The 21,995-nt window shown below is 70.6% G+C and carries 18 protein-coding genes; 10 read left to right on the forward strand and 8 right to left on the reverse strand.

The features are described 5' to 3' along the window. Nucleotides 1–8: 8 nt before the first annotated feature. Nucleotides 9–578, reverse strand: coding sequence for a hypothetical protein (locus tag IH26_RS0104520; RefSeq protein WP_211268572.1), 570 nt, complete (start codon nucleotides 576–578; stop codon nucleotides 9–11). Next, nucleotides 565–1,326 (reverse strand): SDR family NAD(P)-dependent oxidoreductase, encoded by a 762-nt coding sequence (locus IH26_RS0104525; RefSeq protein ID WP_063763642.1) that lies wholly within the window; start codon nucleotides 1,324–1,326, stop codon nucleotides 565–567. Before IH26_RS0104525 ends, IH26_RS0104520 begins: the two co-directional genes overlap by 14 nt. A 108-nt stretch (nucleotides 1,327–1,434) precedes the next feature. Between IH26_RS0104525 and IH26_RS0104530 the strand changes: the two genes are divergently transcribed. The 10 genes from IH26_RS0104530 (at nucleotide 1,435) to IH26_RS0104575 (ending at nucleotide 15,050) form a co-directional block, all read left to right on the forward strand. After that, a complete protein-coding gene (locus IH26_RS0104530; protein ID WP_063763643.1) occupies nucleotides 1,435–2,913 on the forward strand; it encodes an ATP-binding cassette domain-containing protein in 1,479 nt (492 codons plus the stop codon). Nucleotides 2,914–2,926: 13 nt separating this feature from the next. After that, the gene (locus IH26_RS0104535) at nucleotides 2,927–4,108 is read left to right on the forward strand and encodes an ABC transporter substrate-binding protein (protein WP_084598610.1); all 1,182 of its coding nucleotides are present in this window, start codon (nucleotides 2,927–2,929) and stop codon (nucleotides 4,106–4,108) included. Continuing rightward, nucleotides 4,108–4,971, forward strand: coding sequence for a branched-chain amino acid ABC transporter permease (locus tag IH26_RS0104540; RefSeq protein ID WP_030434817.1), 864 nt, complete (start codon nucleotides 4,108–4,110; stop codon nucleotides 4,969–4,971). Before IH26_RS0104535 ends, IH26_RS0104540 begins: the two co-directional genes overlap by 1 nt. Next, entirely contained in the window at nucleotides 4,968–5,939 is a 972-nt protein-coding gene (locus IH26_RS0104545) for a branched-chain amino acid ABC transporter permease (protein WP_030434818.1), read from the forward strand. The genes IH26_RS0104540 and IH26_RS0104545 overlap by 4 nt, the downstream gene beginning before the upstream one ends. Then, complete coding sequence (locus tag IH26_RS0104550) at nucleotides 5,936–6,733, forward strand: SDR family NAD(P)-dependent oxidoreductase (RefSeq protein ID WP_034213466.1); 798 nt, start codon at nucleotides 5,936–5,938, stop codon at nucleotides 6,731–6,733. The genes IH26_RS0104545 and IH26_RS0104550 overlap by 4 nt, the downstream gene beginning before the upstream one ends. Further along, the gene (locus IH26_RS0104555; protein ID WP_030434820.1) at nucleotides 6,730–8,193 is read left to right on the forward strand and encodes an aldehyde dehydrogenase family protein; all 1,464 of its coding nucleotides are present in this window, start codon (nucleotides 6,730–6,732) and stop codon (nucleotides 8,191–8,193) included. Before IH26_RS0104550 ends, IH26_RS0104555 begins: the two co-directional genes overlap by 4 nt. Before the next feature lie 18 nt (nucleotides 8,194–8,211). Next, the gene (locus IH26_RS0104560; RefSeq protein ID WP_034213469.1) at nucleotides 8,212–9,696 is read left to right on the forward strand and encodes a carotenoid oxygenase family protein; all 1,485 of its coding nucleotides are present in this window, start codon (nucleotides 8,212–8,214) and stop codon (nucleotides 9,694–9,696) included. Nucleotides 9,697–9,818: 122 nt separating this feature from the next. Next, on the forward strand, nucleotides 9,819–11,015 hold the full coding sequence (locus IH26_RS0104565) for a sensor histidine kinase (RefSeq protein WP_030434822.1): 1,197 nt from the start codon (nucleotides 9,819–9,821) through the stop codon (nucleotides 11,013–11,015). Next, complete coding sequence (locus IH26_RS0104570) at nucleotides 11,012–11,719, forward strand: response regulator (protein WP_051807500.1); 708 nt, start codon at nucleotides 11,012–11,014, stop codon at nucleotides 11,717–11,719. The genes IH26_RS0104565 and IH26_RS0104570 overlap by 4 nt, the downstream gene beginning before the upstream one ends. Nucleotides 11,720–11,810: 91 nt before the next feature. Then, nucleotides 11,811–15,050, forward strand: a complete 3,240-nt coding sequence (locus tag IH26_RS0104575) for an efflux RND transporter permease subunit (RefSeq protein WP_030434824.1) — start codon at nucleotides 11,811–11,813, stop codon at nucleotides 15,048–15,050. 244 nt (nucleotides 15,051–15,294) lie between these two features. Here IH26_RS0104575 and IH26_RS0104580 read toward each other — a convergent pair whose 3' ends face one another. From IH26_RS0104580 to IH26_RS53145, 6 genes are all read right to left on the reverse strand, one after another. Beyond that, complete coding sequence (locus IH26_RS0104580; RefSeq protein ID WP_030434825.1) at nucleotides 15,295–15,771, reverse strand: 3-keto-5-aminohexanoate cleavage protein; 477 nt, start codon at nucleotides 15,769–15,771, stop codon at nucleotides 15,295–15,297. A 358-nt stretch (nucleotides 15,772–16,129) separates the two neighbouring features. Next, on the reverse strand, nucleotides 16,130–16,945 hold the full coding sequence (locus IH26_RS0104585) for an ABC transporter permease (RefSeq protein ID WP_030434826.1): 816 nt from the start codon (nucleotides 16,943–16,945) through the stop codon (nucleotides 16,130–16,132). Further along, the gene (locus tag IH26_RS0104590) at nucleotides 16,942–17,862 is read right to left on the reverse strand and encodes an ATP-binding cassette domain-containing protein (RefSeq protein ID WP_030434827.1); all 921 of its coding nucleotides are present in this window, start codon (nucleotides 17,860–17,862) and stop codon (nucleotides 16,942–16,944) included. The genes IH26_RS0104585 and IH26_RS0104590 overlap by 4 nt, the downstream gene beginning before the upstream one ends. 270 nt (nucleotides 17,863–18,132) lie before the next feature. Further along, nucleotides 18,133–19,557: an amidohydrolase family protein gene (locus IH26_RS0104595; RefSeq protein WP_051807502.1), complete on the reverse strand. Its 1,425-nt coding sequence runs from the start codon at nucleotides 19,555–19,557 to the stop codon at nucleotides 18,133–18,135. Beyond that, complete coding sequence (locus tag IH26_RS0104600; protein WP_030434829.1) at nucleotides 19,554–21,104, reverse strand: FAD-dependent monooxygenase; 1,551 nt, start codon at nucleotides 21,102–21,104, stop codon at nucleotides 19,554–19,556. Before IH26_RS0104600 ends, IH26_RS0104595 begins: the two co-directional genes overlap by 4 nt. Beyond that, the gene (locus tag IH26_RS53145; protein WP_211268573.1) at nucleotides 21,101–21,919 is read right to left on the reverse strand and encodes an alpha/beta fold hydrolase; all 819 of its coding nucleotides are present in this window, start codon (nucleotides 21,917–21,919) and stop codon (nucleotides 21,101–21,103) included. Before IH26_RS53145 ends, IH26_RS0104600 begins: the two co-directional genes overlap by 4 nt. Nucleotides 21,920–21,995: the final 76 nt, after the last annotated feature.

The following is a 21,995-nucleotide window of genomic DNA, read 5'->3' on the forward strand; positions in this document are numbered from 1 at the left end:
CCTAGTTCTCAGTCGATCAGGGGGTTGAGGATCTCGGCGGCCATGGCCGCGGTGACGACCTGGTCGGGGCGCAGCTTCTCGATGGTCCGGCTGGCGCTGTCCTCGTAGATGTGCTCGCCGAGGAGCAGGCACCGGTCGTCGTAGGGCCAGAAGGAGGCCACATAGTGGGTCAGCAGGTACCACGCGTCGGGATCATCGATGTCCTCGCCCTGGGCGGCCAGGACGTGCCCGGGGAGGTAGTTGCCGAACAGCGACTCGATCGCCAGGCCCCAGTCCGCGACCGCGATCCGGTCCTCGATCGGACCGAAGACGTTGAGCCCCTGCTCGGCGATCTCGCCGTAGAACGCGCCGATCTCGTCGAGCCCGGTCAGGTGCGTCGACTTGCCGTTCTCGTTGATCCGGTAGAACGGCCGAGCCACCACCATCGACGGCGTGAGGATCTCTCGCCAGCGGCCGGCGACCTCCAGCAGGGCGTGCCGGCGGAAGTTGGTGAGGATCGCCCGGTGCCGCGGGTTGTCGGTGCGGGCCAGCAGCTCATCGGGGGCTTTCACCACATCTCGTACGTCAAATGTGCGCACTCATGCTCCTTGAAGCGACCGGATCGACGATGTCGAGACCGCCGTCGACCACCAGGACGGCGCCGGTCAGGTAGCTGGCCTCGGCGCTGAGGAGGAAGACCACGGCGGAGGCCAACTCGTCCGGTGTGCCCATCCGGCCCAGCGGGCTGCGGGCGTGCAGGGTTTCCGGATCAGGTTGGGACGCTTGCATCGGCGTATCGATGAGGCCGGGCGCGACCACGTTGACCCGCACGCCGTTCGCGGCGCCGGCGAGCGCGGCGCTGCGGGCCAGCCCGATCGCGGCGTGCTTGGACGCGACGTACGGCGCGATGGTCGCGCTCGGCCGGAGGCCGGCCAGCGAGGACGTGACGACGACGGACCCGCCGCCGCCCTGGGCGGCGAACTGGGCCAGCGCGGCACGCAGGCCGAGGAAGACGCTGCGCTGGTTGACCTCGACGGTGTGGTCGTAGTCGGCGACGTCGAGGTCGGCGAAGCTCGCATGCGGGCCGGAGACGCCGGCGTTGAGGTGCACGCAGTCGACCCGGCCGAAACGATCGACCGCGGCGGCCATGAACGCCTCGACGCCCTCCGGGCGGGAGACGTCCGCAGTCACCGCCAACGTCTCGCCCGGCAGCCGGGCCGGCGCGATGAACTCGCGATCCACCAGGACCACGCGCATGCCCTCCACGCTCAGACGGCGGGCGACGGCCGCACCGATCCCGCTGCCGGCGCCGGTGACCACTCCCACCCCGCCGGAAAGTCCCCGCATGAAGACCCTCCTTACGTCCTGCAAACTAGGACTAGCGTCCTGTAAAAGGGGACTGTACGCTCGCCGAAACCTACCGTCAACGTGACGTCAAACATCGCGGGAGTACCCATGAGCGGTCAGCTGGCAGTCCGTGACCTGCACAAACGTTTTGGTGGCGTGCAGGCGCTGGGCGGGGTCGACCTGCTCGTCGCGCCGGGCGAGGCGGTCGCCGTGATCGGGCCGAACGGGGCCGGCAAGAGCACGCTGCTCAAGACGATCGCCGGCGGCCACCGGCCGGACCGGGGCGAGGTCTGGCTGGGGCCCGATCGGCTCGACCGGCTGCCGCCGCACCGGATCACTCGCAGCGGCGTCGCCCTGGCACACCAGGTGCCCAGGCCGTTCCCCCAACTCACGGTGCGCGACAACGTACGGGTCGCGGCGATGGCACGCGGTCACGGCGCCACCGTCGAACAGGTCCTGACGCTGTGTGAACTCGACACCAAGGCCGACCGCCCGGCCGCCTCCCTCGCGGTCCTCGATCTCAAACGCCTCGAGGTGGCCCGCGCCCTCGCGACCGATCCCACCGTGCTGATGCTCGACGAGGTGGCCGCCGGCCTGGCCGGGCGTGAGCTCGACGAGGCCATCGCGCTCATCCGCCGGATCCACGCGACCGGACGCAGCCTGCTGCTCGTCGAGCACATCGAGCGCGTGGTCCGCGAGATCGTGGGCCGGGTCCTCGTCCTGGACTGGGGCAAGCCGATCGCCGAGGGCACCCCGGACGAGATCGCCCGCGACAACCGGGTACGCGAGGTCTATCTGGGTGACGGCTCAGCGACGACGTCGTCCCGCCGCCCGGCGCCGCCGCCCGCGTCGGAGCCGTTGCTTGCGGTGCACGGACTCACCGCCGGCTACGGCGACCTGGTGGCGTTGCGCGACGTCTCGCTCGACGTCCGCCCCGGCGAGATCGTCGCTGTGCTCGGCGCGAACGGCGCCGGAAAGTCCACCCTGTGCGGATCGATCATGGGCGCGGTGCGGGTCCGCGGCGGCAGCGTGCGGGTCGGCGGGACCGAGATCACCACCGCGCCGCCGTACCGCCGGGCCGGCCTCGGCATGGCTTACTGCCCGGAGGGACGTCGCGTCTTCGCCGAGCTCACGGTCCGCGAAAACCTTCAGCTCGGCGCACCGCTCCGGCTGGCCCCCCAACAACTGCGCGAGCGCCTTGCCGAGGTGTACGACATCTTCCCGGTGCTGGCCGAGCGAGGAGCCCAGCTGGCCGGCACCCTCTCCGGCGGGCAGCAGCAGATGCTCGCCGTCGGCCGGGCGCTGATGAGCCGTCCCCGGCTGCTGATCTGCGACGAGATCTCCCTGGGCCTGGCACCGGTCGCCGTCGACACCCTCTATCGGGCACTCACCCAGATCAACGACCGCGGCGTGGCGATCCTGCTCGTCGAGCAGAACGTCCACCGCTGCCTCGCCCTGGCCGACCGCGCGTGCGTGCTGTCCCGGGGCCGGCTGTCCTACGCCGGACCGGCGGCGGACCTGCTGCACGACGACCGGCTCGACGAGGCGTATTTCGGCACGTCGGACGACCACGAAACCACTACGTAGCTAGGGGCACAAGATGATTCGAAGGATCGTGGCGACCGCACTGGCCGTCACCACCACCGTCGGCCTGACCGCGTGCGGCAGCAACTCCTCGTCCGAGGGGAGCACGGACGCCGTTGTCATCGGCGCGAGCATGATGCTCAGCGGCCAGACCAACCTGGAAACCATTCGCGACGGCTACCAGTGGGCGGTCGACGAGGCCAACGCCGCCGGCGGCATCGACGTCGGTGGCGCCAAACGCAAAGTCACCCTGAAGATTCTCGACAACCGCGGTGACACCAACACCATGGTCCAGCAGGTCAGAAGTCTTGCCCTGCAGGACAAAGCGGCGGCCCTGCTCGGCTCCTGCTGCCAGCAGAACATCGACATGTCCGCGCAAGCGGACTCCTTGAAGACTCCGCTGGTCATGGGCGCCCTGCCGATCGAGCTCCGGCCGGACGGCAAGGGCTACGTCTGGGACTCGTTCCAGTCGCTCGTCGACGGTGCGGGCGGCTTCTTCCAGGTTGCCGCCACGGCCGGCACCAACAAGAAGATCCTGCTCATCACCAACAACGACAGCCAGGGCAAATCCACCGCCGACCTCTACAAAGGGCTCGCCGGCAAGGCCGGCTTCACCGTCGCCGTCAGCACCGACGCGCCGGCCGGCACCACCGACTACTCCGACGCCATCGGCAAGGCCAAGGCGGCGGGCGCCGAGGTGGTCATCGCCTCAATGACACCTCCGGACTGCTTCGCCATGTGGAAGCAGATGAAGGCGCTCGCCTACACCCCCAAACTCGCGATCGGCCTGCAGTGCGCGCAGACACCCGGCTGGGCCTCGCTGGGCGCGGTGGGCGCCGGCACGCTCGTCCAGATGTCCTGGATCCGCACCTCCGGACTGCCCAAGGCCGACGAAGTGGTCTCGAAGTACTCCGCGAAGTATCCGAACGACAACGACCTCTCCTCGGTCGCGCTCGGCTACCACGAGGCCACCATCCTGCTCGCCGCGATCACCAAGGCCGGTTCCACCGACCACGAGAAGGTCAACGCGGCGATCGGGCAGACCGACCTCAGCTCGGCCTTGGGCAAGGTGAGCTTCGCCGGTGGCAAGAGCGCCACACCGAGCTTCGTCGGGCAGTGGAACGCCGACGGGACCATCACCCAGGTCTGGCCCAAGCAGGGCGCGTCCGCACTCAAGTCGCTGTCCGGACTGGCCTGATGTCCGCCGACGTCCTGGTCGCGGGCCTGCTCTCCGGTGGGCTGTACGCCCTGATCGGCCTGGGTATCTCGCTGGTCTTCGGCGTGCTGAAGGTGATGAATCTGATGCACGGCGAGCTGGTCCTCGGCGGGGCCTACCTGGCCGCTCTGCTGGTCGGGTCGGCCGGCTTCGACCCGCTGGTCGCGCTGCCGTTCGCCATGCTCGGCGTAGCGCTGATCGCCTACCCGCTGCAGCGCTATCTGCTGACCGGCCTGCTGCGGGCCAACGGCAGCGCCCCGATGGTGGCTACCTTCGGGCTGTCGCTGGTGGCGCAGGCAGCGCTGCAGGCGGCATTCGGCACGGACCCGCGGGCGCTGTCCGCGCCGTACGCCCAAGCGGGCTTCACCGTGCTCGGCGTCCGCGTCCAGGCCGTCTACGCCATCTCGTTCGCGCTCACCGTGGTGCTCTGCGGCGTCACCCATCTGGTTCTCAGCCGCACCCGGGCGGGCAGCGCGGTGCGCGCCGCCGCAGCCGATCCGACGACCGCGTCGATGCTCGGCATCAACGTCGGCCGGGTCTATGCGCTGACGCTGGCCGGCTCCGCGGCGTTGGCCGCGGCCGCCGGGGTGATGACCGGCGTGGCCCAGAGCTTCACCCCGAGCGCCGGCCTGCCCCTGCTGCTCACCGGATTCGCCGTGATGGCGCTGGCCGGCATCGGCAGCGTCGGCGGCGTGCTCCTCGGCGGCATCACCCTCGGCCTGCTCCAGTCGCTCAGCACCGCCTATTTCGGCGGCGGATGGCGCAACTTCGTCGTCTACACCGTCTTCTTCCTCGCCCTCTCGTTCCGCCCCACCGGCCTGTTCCGACGGGTGGCGCACGCATGACGGGCCGCAAGGACGCCACCACCGCCGGCGCGGCATTGCTGGTCGCCGCCGTTGTCGGCCTCGCGGTCGCGCCCGGGCTCGAGCCGGGTGTCCAGGACCTCGGCACCACGTTGCTCGTTTATCTCACCGTGGCGCAGGCGTGGAACATCCTGGCCGGTTTCGCCGGGCAGGTGTCGCTCGGCGCGGCGGCGTTCGTGGCGACCGGCGCCTACACCGCGGGCCTGGCGCTGGCGCACACCTCGATCGGCTGGGCCGCCGCGGTGGCGTTGGCCGGCGCCATCGCCGGGCTGATCGCGGCGATGCTGGCCGTGCCCCTGCTGCGCCTTCGTGGTGACTACTTCACCATCGGCACTCTGGCCGCCTCGATCGCGGTACAAGCCCTGCTCACCAACTGGAACTGGGCGGGCGGGGCCAGCGGACTGACCCTGCCGATCGATCGGATTCCCGCCGGCACGACCCTGCTCCGGCTCGCCGTGGTGGTCGCCGCCGCCGCCATGGGGTTGACCGCCTACGTCCGGTACAGCGCCTTCGGCCTGCGCCTGGGCGCGCTACGCGACAACGAGCCGGCCGCCGCCGGCCTGGGCGTCGCCGTGTACGGCCACCGGTTCGCCACCTGGGTCGGCTCCAGCGTGCTGACCGGAATGGCGGGCGCGGTTGTCGCCTACCAGTACGTCGCCGTCTCGCCGTCCGGCGTGGCCAGCGTCAACTGGAGCCTCGACGCCGTGCTCATGGCACTCGTCGGCGGCGCCGGCTCCCTGATCGGCCCGGTGCTCGGGACGACGATCGTCTACTACGGGCTCACCCGGATGCTCGAGGACTTCCAGGTGCTCTCCCTGCTGGTCGAAGGGACCCTGCTGGTGCTGATCGTGAGGTTCGCGCCGGCCGGGGTGTTGGCTCTGCTCACTAGGGCGGCCCGGCCGCTGCGGAGGGCCGCCACCCTCCCGGCGGCCGGGACCGAGCCGGCATGAACGCCGAGCTCGCCGGGAAGGTCGCGCTGGTCACCGGCGGCGGCAGCGGCATCGGTGCGGCCACCGCCGCTCTGCTCCGCCGCCTCGGGGCCGAGGTGGTCGTCCTCGGCCCGGACGCCGCGGCGCTGCGGGACATCTGCTCCGCCACCGGCGCGGTGGCGGTGACCGGCGACGCCGCCCAGCCGGCCGACTGCGACGCCGCGGTCGCCGTCGCCCTCCAGCGCTGGGGACGGCTCGACACGCTGATCGGCTGTGCCGGCGTGGGAACCTTCGGCACCGTGCTCGACACCGGCGAGACGGACTGGCACCGCTCGCTGCGGGCCAACCTGGACACCGCGTACGTCGCCGCGCGCAGCTGCCTGCCACAGCTGATCCGCACCACCGGGACCATCGTGCTGGTCTCCTCACTCGCCGGGCGGCTGGGGGCGCCAGGCTCGGCCGCATATGTCACGGCGAAACACGCGGTGATCGGCCTGGTCCGGTCGCTGGCCGCCGACTTCGGCCCGCACGGGGTACGCGCCAACGCCGTCTGCCCAGCGTTGGTGCGCACGCCGATGGCCGACGCCGTCCTGGACACCCTCGGCCCCGGCCATAGCTACGAGAACGCCGCCGCGCTCTACCCGCTGCGCCGCCCCGCCGAACCCGACCAGATCGCCGAGGTCATCGCCTTCCTCGCCGGGCCACGCTCGGCGGTCGTCACCGGCGCCGTACTGATGGCCGACTGTGGCGTCTCCGCCGTCGACATGAGCCTTACCGCATTGACCGACTCTGCCACCGATGGGAAACAGCCATGAGCTTGCTCGACAGCGACACGTGGACGAACCGGATCTTCACCGGGGAGTGGGCCCAAGGCTCCGGCGAACCCCGCGACGTCGTCGAACCGGCCACCGGCGCCGTACTCGGCCGGATCGGCACGGCCACGCCGGACGACGTGCACAAGGGCGCCGAGCGCGCGGCACAGGCGCAACGGGACTGGGCGGCACTGCCGTACGACCGGCGGGCCGCCGTCCTGCGCCGTGCCGCCGGCCTGTTCGAGCGGCACCAGACCGAGATCGAGAACTGGTTGATGCGCGAATCCGGCGCGATCCGGCCGTTCGCGCAGTTGCAGGTGGTCAACGGGGGAGTCGAGGAGTGCTACGAGGCCGCCGCGCTCGCCGCGGCGCCGTACGGGGAGGTGCTCCGCTCACAGCAGCACCGCTTCTCGTTCGCCCGCCGCCTTCCCGTCGGTGTCGTCGGGGTCGTCGCCCCGTTCAATGTACCGATCATCCTCGCCATGCGGGCCGTGGCCCCGGCGCTGGCACTGGGCAACGCGGTGATCCTCAAGCCCGACCCGCGCACCGCGGTCTCCGGCGGCGTGGCCATCGCCCGCGTCTTCGAGGAGGCCGGCCTGCCCGCCGGCCTGCTGCACGTGCTGCCGGGGGGCGCCGAGGTGGGCGCCGCGGTGGTGGCCGACCCGCTCATCCCGGTCATCGCGTTCACCGGCTCCACCGAGGGCGGCCGGGCCATCGCGACCGCGGCGGCCGCCCGGCTCAAACGGGTCCACCTCGAGCTGGGCGGCAACTCCGCGCTCGTGATCATGGATGATGCCGACCTGGAGAGGGCCGTCTCGGCCGGCGCCTGGGGATCGTTCGTGCACGCCGGGCAGATCTGCATGGCCAGCAGCCGCCACCTGGTGCACGCCTCGATCGCCGACGACTACGCCGAACTGCTCGCCGGGCACGCCGACCGGCTGACGGTCGGCGATCCCACCGGGGAGAACGTCGCGCTCGGGCCGGTCATCGACCGTGGGCAGCGTGACCGCATCCACCGCCTGGTCACCGACACCGTCGACGCCGGGGCCCGGCTGGCCGCGGGCGGCACCTACGACGATCTGTTCTACCGCCCCACCGTGCTCGCCGACGTGCCGGTCACCGCCCGCGCCTACGCCGAGGAGATCTTCGGCCCGGTCGCTCCGGTGACGACGTTCCGCAACCTCGACGAGGCCGCCCGCCTGGCCGCCGGGACGCCCTACGGGCTGTCGCTGGGCATCCTGACCCGGGATCCGATGAAAGGACTCGCGCTGGCCGAGCGGATCCCCAGCGGCCTGGTCCACATCAACGACCAGACCGTCAACGACGAACCCGCCGCCCCGTTCGGCGGCGTCGGCGATTCCGGCAACGGCGCCCGGCACGGCGGCAATGCGGCCAACCTGGAGGCGTTCACCGAGCAGCAATGGGTGACCCTGCGCGGCGACCTGCCCACGTACCCGTTCTGACACGTCGAGGAGAAACTGATGATCAACAGCTATCCCGCCGGGGCGCCGGATGCGCGTCCGTGGCCTACGGCGAACAAATTCCTCAACGGGCCGTTCGCGCCCTGGGCGGCCGAGGACGACGCGTACGACCTGGACGTGGCCGGACAGATCCCGGCCGACCTGGCCGGTGCGCTGTTCCGGGTCTCCGCCAACCCGAGGTTCCAGCCCCGCAACACCGACCGCTACCACTGGTGGGAGGGCGACGGCATGGTCTGCGGCGTCTACCTGCGCGACGGCAAGGCCGCGTACCGCAGCCGCTGGGTCGAGACGGCGTCGATGCGGGTCGAGGTGGGGGCCGGGGAGGCGATCTACAGCGGGTTCGTCAACGGCGGCACGGCGGGCCGGCTGCCCGAGGGCGCCCCGCCGGCGAAGAACGTCGCCAACACCAACGTGGGTCTGTTCGACGACCACCTGATCGTCTACTACGAGGGCGGCCTGCCCCACCACCTGCACCCGGAGACCTTGGAAACCCTGGGCACGTACAATTTCCACGGCGGCATCGACGTGCTGTGCACCGCCCACTTCAAGATCGACCCCGACTCCGGTGACATGCTGTTCTTCGCGGCGACCGGACCGGTCGTCACCTGGTACCGGGCCGACGCGAAGACCGGACACGTCATCGACTCGCACGCCGTCGACATCGGCGTACCCGTGCTCATGCACGACTTCGCGATGAGCGAGACCTACGCGATCTTCTTCGTCACACCGGCGCAGTTCCGCCTCGATCTGGTCGGCCAGGGCCGCCCCGGCGTGGTCTGGGACGAGAGCGCCACCCCCGACGGCGTACGCATCGTCCTGCTGGACCGCCGCACCCACCAGGTCACCTGGCACGACGTCGGCGGACAGTTCGCCAACACACACTTCTTCAACGCCTACGAGCAGGCCGGCGAATTGATCATCGACGGCCATCGGATCACCCGTCTCGGCACCCCCACCGGCCGGCTCGACGCGCCGCTCGGCTCGCACGAGTGGTTCCCGCCCGCGCTTCCCTACCGGTGGCGCATCGACCTGCGTACCGGCCGGGCGAGCGAGGAACCGGTCAGCGGCATCGCCGGCGAGTTCCCCCGGATCAACGACGCGTACACCGGCCGCCGGCACCGCTACGGTTACTTCGTCACCACCCGGGGCCTGGCCGCCGACACCATGACCGACGGCCTGGCCCGGCACGACTACCTGCTGGACACGACGACTGTCGTGGAGGGCCCGGATGGGCTGACCAATCCCAGCGAACCGGTCTTCGTCGCTCGAGCGGCCGCCCGCGCCGAGGAGGACGGCTACCTGCTCACCATCTGGTGGAACCGGGCGACCGACCGCAGCGAACTGCTCATCCACGACGCCGCCGACCTGCGCCGGGAACCACTGGCCCGGGTCAAGCTGCCCGCCCGGATCCCGTTCGGTTTCCACGGCAACTGGGCCGACCGCGCTGCCTTGGAGGCTGCCGTCGCGGCACACCGCCCGGCGTGACGCTACTTCGTCCGCCGTACGCGGCGTCGGGCGGCTACCACGGCCGGACGACGCCGCGACCGCGCGCCGGCCAGTACCGTGGTTCCCGTGATCACGCCGCTGTTTTCCCTGGTCATCGCCGCATGGTGAGTCCTGCCGACCGTCTGCGCCGGTGGGCGTCGCGGCATCCGGTCAGCGTGGACGCCCTGTTGGCCGCGCTGCTCGTGGGAGCGTCGAGCCTCGCGATCGTCGTCGGACCGGGCCGCGCCCAGGGACGGCCGCTCACCGTGGCCGACGCGGCGGCCATCGTCATCGCGGTCGTCGCCATCACCCTGCGGCGGCGCCTGCCCCGCGGCACGCTGTTCGCCGTCGTCGCCGCCCAGGTGGCGCATCTCGGCTTCACCGGCGAGATCCACCCACTGCTGGTCCTCACCGAGGGCCTGGCCGCGTACACGATGGCGCTGTCCACCGACCGGCGCACCACCTGGCGGCTCGCGGCCGGTTGCGCGGCGGCCCTCTACCTCGGCAACACTCTGCTGCTGCACCGAAGTTACTGGCCCGCGGAGGTCGTACCCATGCTGGCCTTCGTCGGCATGGCGACGGCTGTCGGGGACGCCACCCGTAGCCGGAAGGCCTACCTCGCCGAGGTGGAGGAGCGAGCCCGCCGCGCCGAGCAGACCCGGGAGGAGGAAGCCCAGCGACGGGTCATCCAGGAGCGGCTGCGCATCGCGCGAGAGCTGCACGACGTCATCGCACACCACATCGCGGTGATCAACGTACAGGCCAACGCCGCCAACCACCTGCTCGACCGGCGGCCCAGCCAGGTCCGCCCGGCCCTCGACCACATCCGCCAGGCCGGCGACACCGTTCTGCAGGAACTCGCCTCGATCATCGGGGTGCTCCGCCAGTCCGACGACGCGGACAGCACCACCGAACCCGCCCGCGGCCTGGCCCGGCTGCCCGAACTGCTGGACGCGGCGGCGGCGGCCGGCCTGACGGTTCACTACCAGCAGACCGGCGCTCCGCGGCAACTACCCGCTCTGGTCGATCTTGCTGCCTACCGCATCGTGCAGGAGGCGTTGACCAACGCGCACAAGCACGGCCGGGGCGTCGCCGGGCTGACCATCGCCTACACGCCGACCGGCGTCGGCATCAACGTCGTCAACTCCATCGCCGCCGGCGTCTCCACCGCCGGATCCGGCTACGGCCTGGTCGGCATGCGGGAACGCGCCGCCGCGGCCGAGGGCAGGTTCGACGCGTACGCGAGCCCCGATGGAAGGTTCACCGTGCACGCCGTGCTGCCCGCCCGCCACACACCCGCTCTCGAGGAGTCCCGATGACGATCCGTGTGCTGCTCGCCGACGACCAGGCACTGATCCGCGCCGGCTATCGCATGATTCTCGACTCGGAGCCGGACATCGAGATCGTCGGTGAGGCGATCGACGGGCGCGAGGCGGTCAGCCTCGCCCGGTCGGCGCGCGCCGACGTGGTCCTCATGGACATCCGGATGCCCGGCGTGGACGGGCTCGAGGCGACCCGGCGCATCGCCGCCGACGACGACCTGGCGGGCGTGCGCATCCTGGTTCTCACCACGTTCGAGAACGACGACAACGTCATGCTCGCGGTTCGGGCCGGCGCCAGCGGTTTCCTCGGCAAGAACGTCGGCTCGGAGGAGCTGATCCACGCGGTGCGGGTGGTGGCCGCCGGTGACGCGATGCTGTCTCCGAAGGCGGCCCGCGGGTTGTTCAGCCACCTGCGCAGCCAGCCGGAAACCCCGACGGCGACGCCGGTGTCGCTCGAAACGCTGACGGACCGGGAACGCGAGTTGGTCGTGCTGGTGGCACGCGGGCTGTCGAACGACGAGATCGCCGAGCGGCTGGTCCTGTCCCCGCTGACCGTCAAGACGCACGTCAACCGGGCGATGACCAAGCTGGGCGTGCGCGACCGGGCGCAGTTGGTGGTGGTGGCCTACCAGAGCGGCCTGGTCCTGGCTCCGGACGTCGTTCGCGGTACGGCAGCCCCACATCTACCACGGTTGGAGTAGCCGAGCGAACTGCCGTTGGACGACGCGGGCGAGGCGCTCGGTTCAGAGACTGGGCACCGACCGACCAACAACGTCCCGAACGGGGTCGCCCGTGTCCTTCCTGTCCCGCATCAGCCTGGCGAATCGAAAACTGGTGGCCCTGGTCGCCGTGATCGTGGTCGCCTTCGGCGTGTATGCGACCAGTTCGCTCAAGCAGCAGCTGCTGCCCGATCTGTCGTTCCCGGCAGTCACCGTGGTGGCCGCCTACCCCGGCGCCGCACCGGAGGTAGTGGAGGAGCAGGTCACCGTCCCGATCGAGAACGCCGTCAAGGATCTGGACGGCGTCGAGAGCACCACCTCGACCTCGAAGCAAGGCTCGGTCACGGTCCTGCTCTCGTTCAACTTCGACACCGACATCGACACCGCCTCCTCGGACGTGCAGCAGGCACTGTCGAAGATCACCTCGTCGCTGCCGTCGGGCGTCGACCCGCAGGTGCTCACCGGCAGCACGAGCGATCAGCCGACCATCGTGCTGGCCGCCACCTCCGACAGCGGCCAGCGAGCCCTGGCCGCCGACCTGGACGACAAGGTCGTGCCCGAGTTGCAGGCGGTGGACGGGGTCAACGACGTCTCCATCTCCGGCACCCGCGACCAGGTGGTCACCGTGACGCCGGACGACGAAAAGCTGACCGCACACGGACTGACCAGCCAGTCGGTCATCAACGCGCTCAGCTCGCTGACCGGCACCTCCTCGGCGGGATCGATCACCGCGAGCGGGAAAGACCTCAGCCTCGCCGTGGGCGAGCCGGTCTCCTCGTTGCAACAGATCAAGGACCTGTGGTTGACCCCGGCCGCGGCCTCCACCGGTGGCGCCTCCACCCAGGGAACCGCGACGGGCACGCCCGCCGGGCCGTCTGCCGGCTCGGCCGCCGGGCGGGGCGCCACGTCGTCCACCGGAGCCGGGACCTCCGACCCGGTGCAGCTGTCCGACGTCGCTACTGTGCAGCTGACCGACGCGGCGACCACCTCGATCACCCGAACCGACGGCAAACCAAGCCTCGGCATCTCGATCACGATGGACCACGACGGCAGCTCCTCCTCCATCTCCGACGACGTCCGCGCCAAGCTGCCCGACCTCGAGAAGTCGTTGGGCAACAACGCGAAACTCACCGTCGTGTCGGACAACGGACCCCAGGTCAAAGATTCGGTTGACGGCCTGGTGGAGGAGGGCGCCCTCGGCCTGGTCATGGCGATCCTGGTCATCGTGCTGTTCCTGCGCTCCGCGCGGTCCACCCTCGTCACCGCGGTATCGATCCCGTTGTCGCTGCTCATCGCCCTCGGCGTGCTCTGGTTGCGCGACTATTCGCTGAACATCCTTACCCTGGGCGGCCTCACCATCGCCGTCGGCCGGGTGGTCGACGACTCGATCGTGGTTCTGGAGAACATCAAACGCCATCTCGGGTACGGCGAGGAGAGGCGCACCGCGATCATCACGGCAGTCCGCGAGGTCGCCACGGCGGTCACCTCCTCGACCCTCACCACGGTCGCGGTCTTCCTGCCGATCGCCTTCGTCAGCGGCTTCGTCGGCGAGCTGTTCGGCTCGTTTTCGATCACGGTCGCGGTCGCCATGGTCGCCTCGCTTCTGGTGTCGCTGACGATCGTCCCGGTGCTGGCCTACTGGTTCCTGAAGGCGCCCAGGGACGCCGCGGGCGTGCCGCCGGAGGTCTACCGGGCCCAGGTCGAGGAGAAGGAGCGGCACGGGCTGCTGCCCCGGATCTACCTGCCGGTGATCACCTGGGCGGTCCGGCGCCACAAGACCGTGCTCGCCCTGGCGGTCGCGCTGTTGGTCGGCTCGGTGGGCCTCGCCGGCACGCTGAAGACCAGCTTCATCGGCGACTCCGGCCAGGACAGCCTGCGGGTCAGCCAGGAACTGCCGGCCGGCACCGACCTGGCTACGACCGATGCCGCCGCCGAGGAGGCGGAGAAAGCCCTCGCCGGGATCGCCGGCATCGACTCGTACCAGGTGGTGATCGGCTCCTCCGGTGGCTTCTTCGGCTCGACCAGCGGCGCCAACACCGTCTCCTTCACCGTCGAACTGGCCGACGGCGCCGACGCGAACACTGTCAAGGAGAGCCTGCGCGCCCGGCTCGGCACGCTCAGCGGGGCTGGGAAGTTCACCGTGAGCAACGGCAGCGGCTTCGGCGCGAGCAGCGACATCGAAGTGTCCGTCAAAGCCGGTGACGACACCACCCTGGCCAAGGCCACCCAGCAGATCCAGCAGGCGATCGCGCAGGCCGGCGACGTCACGGACGTCCGCAGCGACCTCAGCGAAAGCGCCCCGCAGATCAGCATCGTCGCCAAGGGTGAGACCGCCGCCCGCTACGGCGTGACTGAGTCGGCCATCACCTCGGCGCTGCGCCAGGCGGTGCAGGGCGCCACGATGGCCCAGGTGACCCTCGACGGCGTCCAGCACGACGTCATCGTGAAGACTACCAGCACCGCACCGGACAGCCTTGCCAAGGTCAAGGCACTTACCATCGGTACCTCCGCCGGCCAGGTCCGGCTCGACAAGCTCGCCACCGTCACTCAGGTGAACGGCCCGGTCCAGCGCACCCGCGTCGACGGCGCCCGGACCAACACCGTCACCGCCACCCCCGTCGGCGACGACACCGGCGCGGCCAGCACCGCCGTACGCACCGCCCTGAACGACCTCAGCCTCCCGGCCGGCGCGAGCTATGAGATCGGCGGCGTCACCGCCGACCAGGGCGACGCGTTCTCCCAGCTCATCCTGGCCATGCTGGTCGCCGTGGCGCTGGTCTTCCTGGTCCTGGTCGCGGTCTTCCGCAGCATCCGGCAGACGTTCATCCTGCTCGTCAGCATCCCGTTCGCCTTCACCGGCGCCTTCCTCCTGCTGCTGGTGACCGACACCCCGCTCGGCGTCGCCGCCCTCATCGGCATCCTCATGCTCATCGGCATCGTGGTCACCAACGCCGTCGTCCTGATGGACCTGGTCAATCAGTACCGCACACAAGGCATGGGCGTCACCGAGGCCGTCGTCGAGGGTGGCCGGCGCCGGCTGCGGCCCATCCTGATGACCGCCCTCGCCACGATCTTCGCACTGCTGCCGATGGCGCTGGGCATCACCGGCGCCGGCGGCTTCATCTCCAAACCGCTCGCCGTCGTGGTGATCGGCGGCCTGATCACCTCGACAATGCTGACCCTCGTACTGATCCCGGTCCTCTACACCATGGTCGAGACCCGCCGGGAGAAGCGCGCGGCCCGCAGGCTCCGCCCCGACCCTGATCCGGACGACATCCCGTCGGCCGACTCTGAGCCGGTGCCGGTGACCTGACCGACAGCCGATTCCGGCCGGCGTGATGCTGCCTCCGTCACGCCGGCCGGTTCGGCTCCCCGCGCCGGTCATGCGCGGCTCGCCGCCGCCGGGCCTGGGCCGGCCGTCCGCGCCTCGCGCTGCGCGCTCAACTGACCGGCAGGCGACGCCGTCCGGGGCGGGCGGGGCGCCCGCGCCTCGCGCTGCGCGCTCAACTGACCGGCAGACAACGCCGCCCCGGGGCGGGCCGGGCGCCCGCGGGCCCTCAGCCGGTCGACTCGGCGCGGATCTGCGCGCAGGTCGTCAGCCGTGCGCGGGCCAGTTCCTCCGCCCGCCCGTGGAACCGCTGGGCGGGTATCGGCACGCTGACCGCCATCGGCGACGGGTCGTGCGGGTCGACCACCGCGGCGACCGCGCAGATGCCGTCGGTGTGCTCCTCCCGGTCGAAGTCCACCCCGTCCCGGCCGATCCGGTCGAGCAGGCCCTCGCCGTACAACCGCAGGCAGGCGTCGAGGTGGCCGGTGCCGTAGATCTCCAACTCGGGCTTGACGTCCAGGTCGCGCATGCGGGCGGCCAGCCGGCGTACGCCCGCGGGCGGGTTGCGGAACTCGCCCGGACCGAAGCTCATGCTGCACGGGTTGAGCTTCGCCATCCGGGGGCGCAGCTCGACCAGCTTTTCGCGGTCGGCGAGGTCGACGTCCGCCAACCCGAAGCCGCCCCGGACGCTCGCACCGTGGCCCATTCCACGCTCAATGGCCTGTTCCTCGGCTCGGGGCGGTGGCCCTGCTCGTCGGGGATCGGAGTCACCAACGCCGTCATCTCCGTGGGTCCGGATGCAGCACACCGAGGCCTTCCCTTGGCTGAGGCAATCGCGTACTCGTTCGCGAGCGGCAGGTCGCCGAAGTCGAACGTCGGCCGGCTGCGGCCTCGAGAGGTTCGATCGAGCGGAACGGCCGGGCGGCTGGCCGATTGTCGGCTTTGTCGCCCGGCCGTGGTGGTCCGGTTTCTTGCTGTCGTCACGGTGCGAGGGTGGTGGTGGTCGAGCAGCCGGTGCGGTGCCGGCATCTCGGTCGTCGGTAGTCACGACCGGCTTGCCGGGTTCATACGTCGGAGCGCTTGAGGCGCCAGGCGGCGCCGCCGGTGACGGCGGCGAGGTAGCCGAGGAAGACTGCCAGGCCGGCGGCGGGGGTGAGGGAGCCGGATGCGTGGGTGACTGCGGTGATGGCACTGGTGACGTTGGAGGGCAGGTATTGCAGCACGTTGCTCCAGCTGTCCGGGAGCAGGAGCTCGACGACGCCGGTGAGCAGGAACAGGACGCCGAACAGGGCGGTGATCGCTGCGGGGGTGGAGCGCAGCAGGGCGCCGAGGGCGATGCCGAGGATGCCGGAGCCGGTCAGGACGACGGCGGTGCCGATGACGGCGCGGATCACGCCGGTGTCGCCCCAGGAGGCGCCGGCGTCGCCGATGAGGGCTTGGCCGGCGGTGAAGGTGATGGCGGCGGCGGCCAGGGAGATCGTGAAGACCACGCCGGCGAAGACGGCGATCTTGGCCCAGAGGACGGGGAGGCGTTTGGGGACGGCGGACAGGGTGGAGCGGATCTGGCCGGTGCCGTATTCGCCGGACATGAACAGGACGCCGAGGGCGCCGAAGGCGAGTTGGGCGAAGGTCATGCCGGTCAGGCTGGCCGATACGGGGTCGGTGGCGCCGTTTTGGCCGGGGTTGGTGCTGGCTTGGCCGGTGTAGACGGATGCGGCGATCAGGCCGACGCCGACGAGCAGGGCGACGGCGACGGCGAGCGTGGTGATGGTCGAGCGCAGCGACCAGAATTTGATCCATTCGCTTCTGACGACTCGGGCCGGGGTGACGCGCCGGTGGGGGACGAGGGCGTGGGCAGGGGCGGGGGCGAGGGTGCTCATCGGGTGGCTCCGGTCAGGGTGGCGTGGTATTCGACGGTGTCTTTGGTCAGTTCCATGAAGGCTTCCTCGAGGGAGGGCCGCACGGTGGTCAGTTCGTGCAGCGTGATTCCGGCGCGGGCGGCGATCTCGCCGATCTCGGCGGCGGGCCGGCCGGTGATCTCGAGGACGCCGGGTTCGGCGCTGAGGGTCGTCACGTCGGGTCCGGAGACCAGGCTGCGCAGTTGGCTGGTGTGGGGGGAGCGGACGCGGACGCTGTCGCGGGCGGCCTGGTCGATGAATTCGTTCATCGAGACGTCGGCGATCAGCCGGCCCTTGCCGATGACGATGAGGTGTTCGGCGGTCAGCGCCATCTCGCTCATCAGGTGGGAGGAGACGAAGACGGTCCGGCCCCGGGCGGCGAGGTCGCGCATCAGGTTGCGGATCCAGAGCACGCCCTCGGGGTCGAGGCCGTTGGTCGGTTCGTCGAGGATGACGATCTGCGGGTCGGCGAGCAGGGCGGAGGCGATGCCGAGGCGCTGGCCCATGCCGAGGGAGAAGCCGCCGACCCGCTTGCGGGCGACCTGGCGTAGTCCGACGAGGTCGATCACTTCGTTGACCCGGGCGGAGGGCACGCCGGTGGTGGCGGCGAGGGCGAGCAGGTGGTGGTAGGCGGAGCGGCCGGTGTGTACGGCCTTGGCGTCGAGCAGGGCGCCGGCCTGATACAGCGGGTCGGGGTGGTCGGCGAAGGGACGGCCGTTGACGGTGGCGGTGCCCGAGGTCGGCCGGTCGAGGCCGAGGATCATGCGCATGGTGGTGGACTTGCCCGCGCCGTTCGGGCCGAGGAATCCGGTCACGATGCCCGGCTTGACGGTGAAGGTGAGCCCGTCGACCGCGGTCTTGTCGCCGTATCGCTTGGTGAGTTCCTGTACTTCGATCATGCATCAACTATCGGCAACGGCGGGCATCTCCCGCGTCGTCCACGTGCAGACAGTCTGGCTACCACCGTTGCGGTAGCCAGGCCCCGCGGATACTCGACCCGGACGAGGGCTTCGGTCCGGATGGTGCCGGGTAGGTCGTGGTTGCTGATGTGGCCGAGGTGTCCGTCGGGGCGGATGAGCAGCACGGTGTCTCCGGCCAGGCCGTACGCGCGGCGGAAGGTACCGGCGGGGTCGGTGGGTCCGCCGGTGCCCATGTGGAGCTGGTCCGATTCAGAGCTCCTGATTGCCGCCGTGGATGGTGGCTGAGTGTGCCGAACGTCCTTGGTGGAGTAGGCGGTGGCGCACGACGAGCCCGACGACGCGTTGCCGCAAACCGGGCAGCGGTCCGGGCTGGCGGAGTCGGTGCAGCAGGCGCTCGCTCGACTGCTGGAGTCTTTCTTGCACCATGTCGGTGTGGGCATCGAGCAGGCCGTGTTCGCGTTTGCGCCATCGTCCGGCGATCATGACTGATTCGATGTTGCCGACACCGGCGTGCAGTGCGGCGGCGCTCGGGTCAGGACCGGGCCACAGGTTCAGGGCGCGGATGTCGATGACGGCAAGATCGGCTTGCATGCCCGGTTCGATGCGCCCGACTCGGTCGGCGAGCCCGAGCGCGCGTGCTCCTTCGACGGTTGCCCAGCTCAGCGCTTGTTTGCTCGTGACGGTCGCGGTCATCGAGAAGGCGCCGGTTCTGGTGCGGTGGCGGTCGTGGTCGAGACCACGTTGGTGGGCCAGGGCGATGCGGGCGGCGGTGAGCATGTCGCCGGGCAGGACGGCATCGGTGTCGGTGCCGAGAGAGGGCGCGGCACCGAGCGGAAGTAGCTGTGCGGTGACGGGCGTGCCGTGGCCTTGGCCGAGTTCGTTCTCGGGTGTGGAGGTGAAGCTGGCGCCGGCGTCGGTGAGGGCCCGGATCCGGTCGTCGGGCAGGCCGGAGCCGTGTACGACGTTGGTCAACGGCCCGATCAGCCCGGCGGCGTGCGCCGCCTCCCAGCCGTCCTCGGGGCCTCCCATGCTCTGATGCGTGGAGACGACCAGGCCGCGCTGCTGTGCGGCGCGCATGTCGCGGACCACGACTTCAGGCCGTGACAACTGTGGCCCGCGGATCGCCATGCCGACGGTGATCAAGGGCTGCGCGTGGGCTGGCCCGTTGAGCAGCCGGTCGACTTCTTCCACGGCGTGGGTCGTGCCCCGGTTGCCGTACGGGGTGCCGTGCAGGAAGACCGCCCGGATTCCGGAGTCAAGCAGCCCGGTGATCGCGGCATCGGTGTGTGCGGGCGTGGGATTGTTGTGGCACCAGTCGCCGAGGGTGGTGGTGCCACAGTTGATCTGGTTGAGCGCGCCGGCGAGGGTACCGATGTGCATGTCGTCGAGCCGGTAGTGCCGGGCGATGCCGTAGTGGATGTTGGCGAGGTATTCGGCGAGTGTCCAATCCGCGCCGACGCCGCGCAATGCGGCTTGCCAGGTGTGCAGATGTGCGTTGACCAGGCCGGGGATGATGATGCGCCCGGTGAGGTCGATGGTCTCGTCGACGGGGCCGAGGTTCTGACCGATCCCGGCGATCGTGTCGCCGTCGATGAGGAGGTCGGCGTGCTCGCTGTCGGGCCGGTGCCGGCCCATGGTGATCACCTGCGCGCCGCGTAGCAGCGTCCGGCTCATGCGTGTGTCCTCGGCTGTTCCGATGGTGTCATCGGGCTGATCGCCGCGGCGGCTGCGTCGGCGACGTCGGCGGTGGCGATCTGGGCGAGGTAGCCGTCGGGACGGATGATCAGCAGGGCGTCCTGGGTCAGGCCGTAGCCGCGGCGGAAGGTGCCGGCGGTGTCGGTGAGGGTGTGGTCGGCGTGTGCGGTGCCGTCGATCACGATCCGGGTGAGGCCGGCCCCGGAGTTCGGCCACCGGAGTCGGTCCAGGGCTGTGGCGGCGCTGGTTCCGTACGCGATCGCGGTGAAGTGCGGCCCTCGGAACGTGTCGAACAGTCGTACGGTCCGGCCAGTGGTGTCGCGCAGTTCGGCGTCGGGAGCGCGGTCGCCGGCGCGCAGGGTGGTGGTGGCCGGTGGGGTGGCCGGGGCCAGGGGCCCGCCGAAGTAGCTGAGGGACAGTTGTTGTTCGTCCTTGCCGCGGCGCAGGCTCGACGGGTCGAGTTTGGCGATGCCCTGGTATTTCTTGGTGGACAGGCCGAGCACGTTCGCGGCGATGGGTTGCCGTTCGGCTTCGTAGCTGTCCAGCAGGTGCTCGTCGGCGCCGGCCAGGACCTGGGCGAGTTTCCAGCCGAGGTTGTAGGCGTCCTGGATGCCGGTGTTCAGGCCCTGTGCGCCGGCCGGGGTGTGCACGTGCGCGGCGTCGCCGGCGATGAACACCCGCCCGCTGCGGTAGGCCTCGGCGAGGCGGATGTTGGGCCGGAATACCGAGCGCCATTGCAATTCGCGCAGCCGGACCCGGGAGTTTCGGATGTGCGCCTGGATCCGTCGGTTGATCGGGGCCTCGCCGTCGGGGGCGTCCTCGCCGGGCGCGAGGCGGACCATCCATTGGAAAAGGTCGCTGTGTGGCAGAGGGCAGGCCCCGACGAACCGGCCGCGGGCCGCGGGCCAGACGTGCCAGCGGTCGCGGGACAGGCCGGTGGTGACGGCGTCGACGATGAGCAGCCGGTCCTGCTCGTCGGTGCTGCCGATGAACGGGATTCCGAGGAGTTTGCGGACGGTGCTGGCTCCACCTTCGGCGCCGACGAGGTAGCGGGCGGTGATCTGTTCGGTGCCGGCGGGCGTGGTGACGGTGGCCGTGACCGAGGTGGCGTCCTGGGTCAGCCCGGTGAGCTCGTGGCCGAACTGGACCTGTTGGCCGAGCTGGGCGAGCCGGTTGTGCAGGGCCCGGTCGGTGCGGTACTGCGGGATCAGCCGGGTGTTCGGGAGCGGTACGTCCGGGCTGCGATCGCGGTGACGGAACATCCGCCACGGCACAGTGACGGGGCCCAGATGGATCCCGAGCAAGGGGTAGTCGCCGCTGCCGGCGAGGATCTCGTCGAGCGCGCCCAGGTCGTCGAGAACCTCCAGGGTGCGCGGTTGCAGTCCCTTGGCGCGGGAGCCGTCGAAGGGGTGCGCGGCCTTGTCGACGATGCGGACGGTCAGTCCACGGCGGGCCAGGTCGATCGCGAGTGCCGAGCCGGTCGGGCCGGCGCCGGCGATCAGGACGTCGACGGTTTCCTGCGTCATGGGCCGATCCTCTCCGGGTGGGATGCTGCGAACGCGACGAACAGGTCGGCTACCTCGCGGGGGCGTTCGAACGGGGCCATGTGGCCGCTCTGGTCGATGAGGTGGAAGACCTCGGGTTCGAGCAGCGTGCGCGCGAGTTCGAGTTGGTCGGCCGGTATGACCTGGTCCTCGCTGCCCCAGGCCAGCATGGTGGGCAGTTCGGAGCCGCGGGCTTGTTGGTATAGGTCGGTGCGGCCGGCCATCCGGAGGTCGCGCAACGTGGCCAGCAAGGCGTACATCGAGCCTTCGAACCGATAGGCGTCCAGAACCATCGCGGCGAGCTGCTCGGCCTGATGCGGGTCGCGAACGTTGTGGCCGAGGTGTTGACGGAGCATTCGGTGCCCTAACCGCCTGCCCACCGCGCGGGCGACGCGGTCGTGGCGCAGTGGCCAGGCGGGCAATGCGGGTCGCTCGGCCAGGCCGGCGGGCGCGATCAGGGTCAGTGTCCTGGCGGCGGACGGGCGCCGGCCGAGATGGGCCATGGCCACGACGGCGCCCAAGGACGTTGCGACGAGGTGCTGGGGGAGCGACACGTCGAGGGCGTCCGTCAAGTCGACGAGCTGACGGACGAACAGCGCCTCGTCGTAGCGGGCCTGCACACGGTCCGAGTAGCCCCGGCCGTAGGCGCTATAGGCGAGTGTGCGGAATCCTCGGTCGCGTAGTTCGGCGGCGAAGCCGTCCCAATAGAACAAGGGAACGGTGAGGCCGCCGACCAGCACGACGACCTCGCCGCCGTCGGGGCCGCTCAATTCGTAATGTGTGACGCCGTCGGACAACGGGACGAAGGCGCCCCGCAATCCTCACCGCGTCGCCGCGTCGAGCCGGCGGTCCTCGCCGGGAGTGGCGAAATAC

It is taken from the genome of Actinoplanes subtropicus (genome assembly GCF_000721705.1).
Classification (GTDB): Bacteria; Actinomycetota; Actinomycetes; order Mycobacteriales; family Micromonosporaceae; genus Actinoplanes; species Actinoplanes subtropicus.

Bases quoted from the DNA above. Each gene is read 5' to 3' on its own strand.
- IH26_RS0104530 (WP_063763643.1), top strand. From the start codon at position 1,435: ATGAGCGGTCAGCTGGCAGTCCGTGACCTGCACAAACGTTTTGGTGGC.
- IH26_RS0104545 (WP_030434818.1), top strand. From the start codon at position 4,968: ATGACGGGCCGCAAGGACGCCACCACCGCCGGCGCGGCATTGCTGGTC.
- IH26_RS0104570 (WP_051807500.1), top strand. From the start codon at position 11,012: ATGACGATCCGTGTGCTGCTCGCCGACGACCAGGCACTGATCCGCGCC.
- IH26_RS0104540 (WP_030434817.1), top strand. From the start codon at position 4,108: ATGTCCGCCGACGTCCTGGTCGCGGGCCTGCTCTCCGGTGGGCTGTAC.
- IH26_RS0104595 (WP_051807502.1), bottom strand. From the start codon at position 19,557: ATGAGCCGGACGCTGCTACGCGGCGCGCAGGTGATCACCATGGGCCGG.
- IH26_RS0104550 (WP_034213466.1), top strand. From the start codon at position 5,936: ATGAACGCCGAGCTCGCCGGGAAGGTCGCGCTGGTCACCGGCGGCGGC.
- IH26_RS0104600 (WP_030434829.1), bottom strand. From the start codon at position 21,104: ATGACGCAGGAAACCGTCGACGTCCTGATCGCCGGCGCCGGCCCGACC.
- IH26_RS0104560 (WP_034213469.1), top strand. From the start codon at position 8,212: ATGATCAACAGCTATCCCGCCGGGGCGCCGGATGCGCGTCCGTGGCCT.
- IH26_RS0104535 (WP_084598610.1), top strand. From the start codon at position 2,927: ATGATTCGAAGGATCGTGGCGACCGCACTGGCCGTCACCACCACCGTC.
- IH26_RS0104555 (WP_030434820.1), top strand. From the start codon at position 6,730: ATGAGCTTGCTCGACAGCGACACGTGGACGAACCGGATCTTCACCGGG.
- IH26_RS0104580 (WP_030434825.1), bottom strand. From the start codon at position 15,771: ATGGGCCACGGTGCGAGCGTCCGGGGCGGCTTCGGGTTGGCGGACGTC.
- IH26_RS0104565 (WP_030434822.1), top strand. From the start codon at position 9,819: ATGGTGAGTCCTGCCGACCGTCTGCGCCGGTGGGCGTCGCGGCATCCG.
- IH26_RS0104585 (WP_030434826.1), bottom strand. From the start codon at position 16,945: ATGAGCACCCTCGCCCCCGCCCCTGCCCACGCCCTCGTCCCCCACCGG.
- IH26_RS0104525 (WP_063763642.1), bottom strand. From the start codon at position 1,326: ATGCGGGGACTTTCCGGCGGGGTGGGAGTGGTCACCGGCGCCGGCAGC.
- IH26_RS0104590 (WP_030434827.1), bottom strand. From the start codon at position 17,862: ATGATCGAAGTACAGGAACTCACCAAGCGATACGGCGACAAGACCGCG.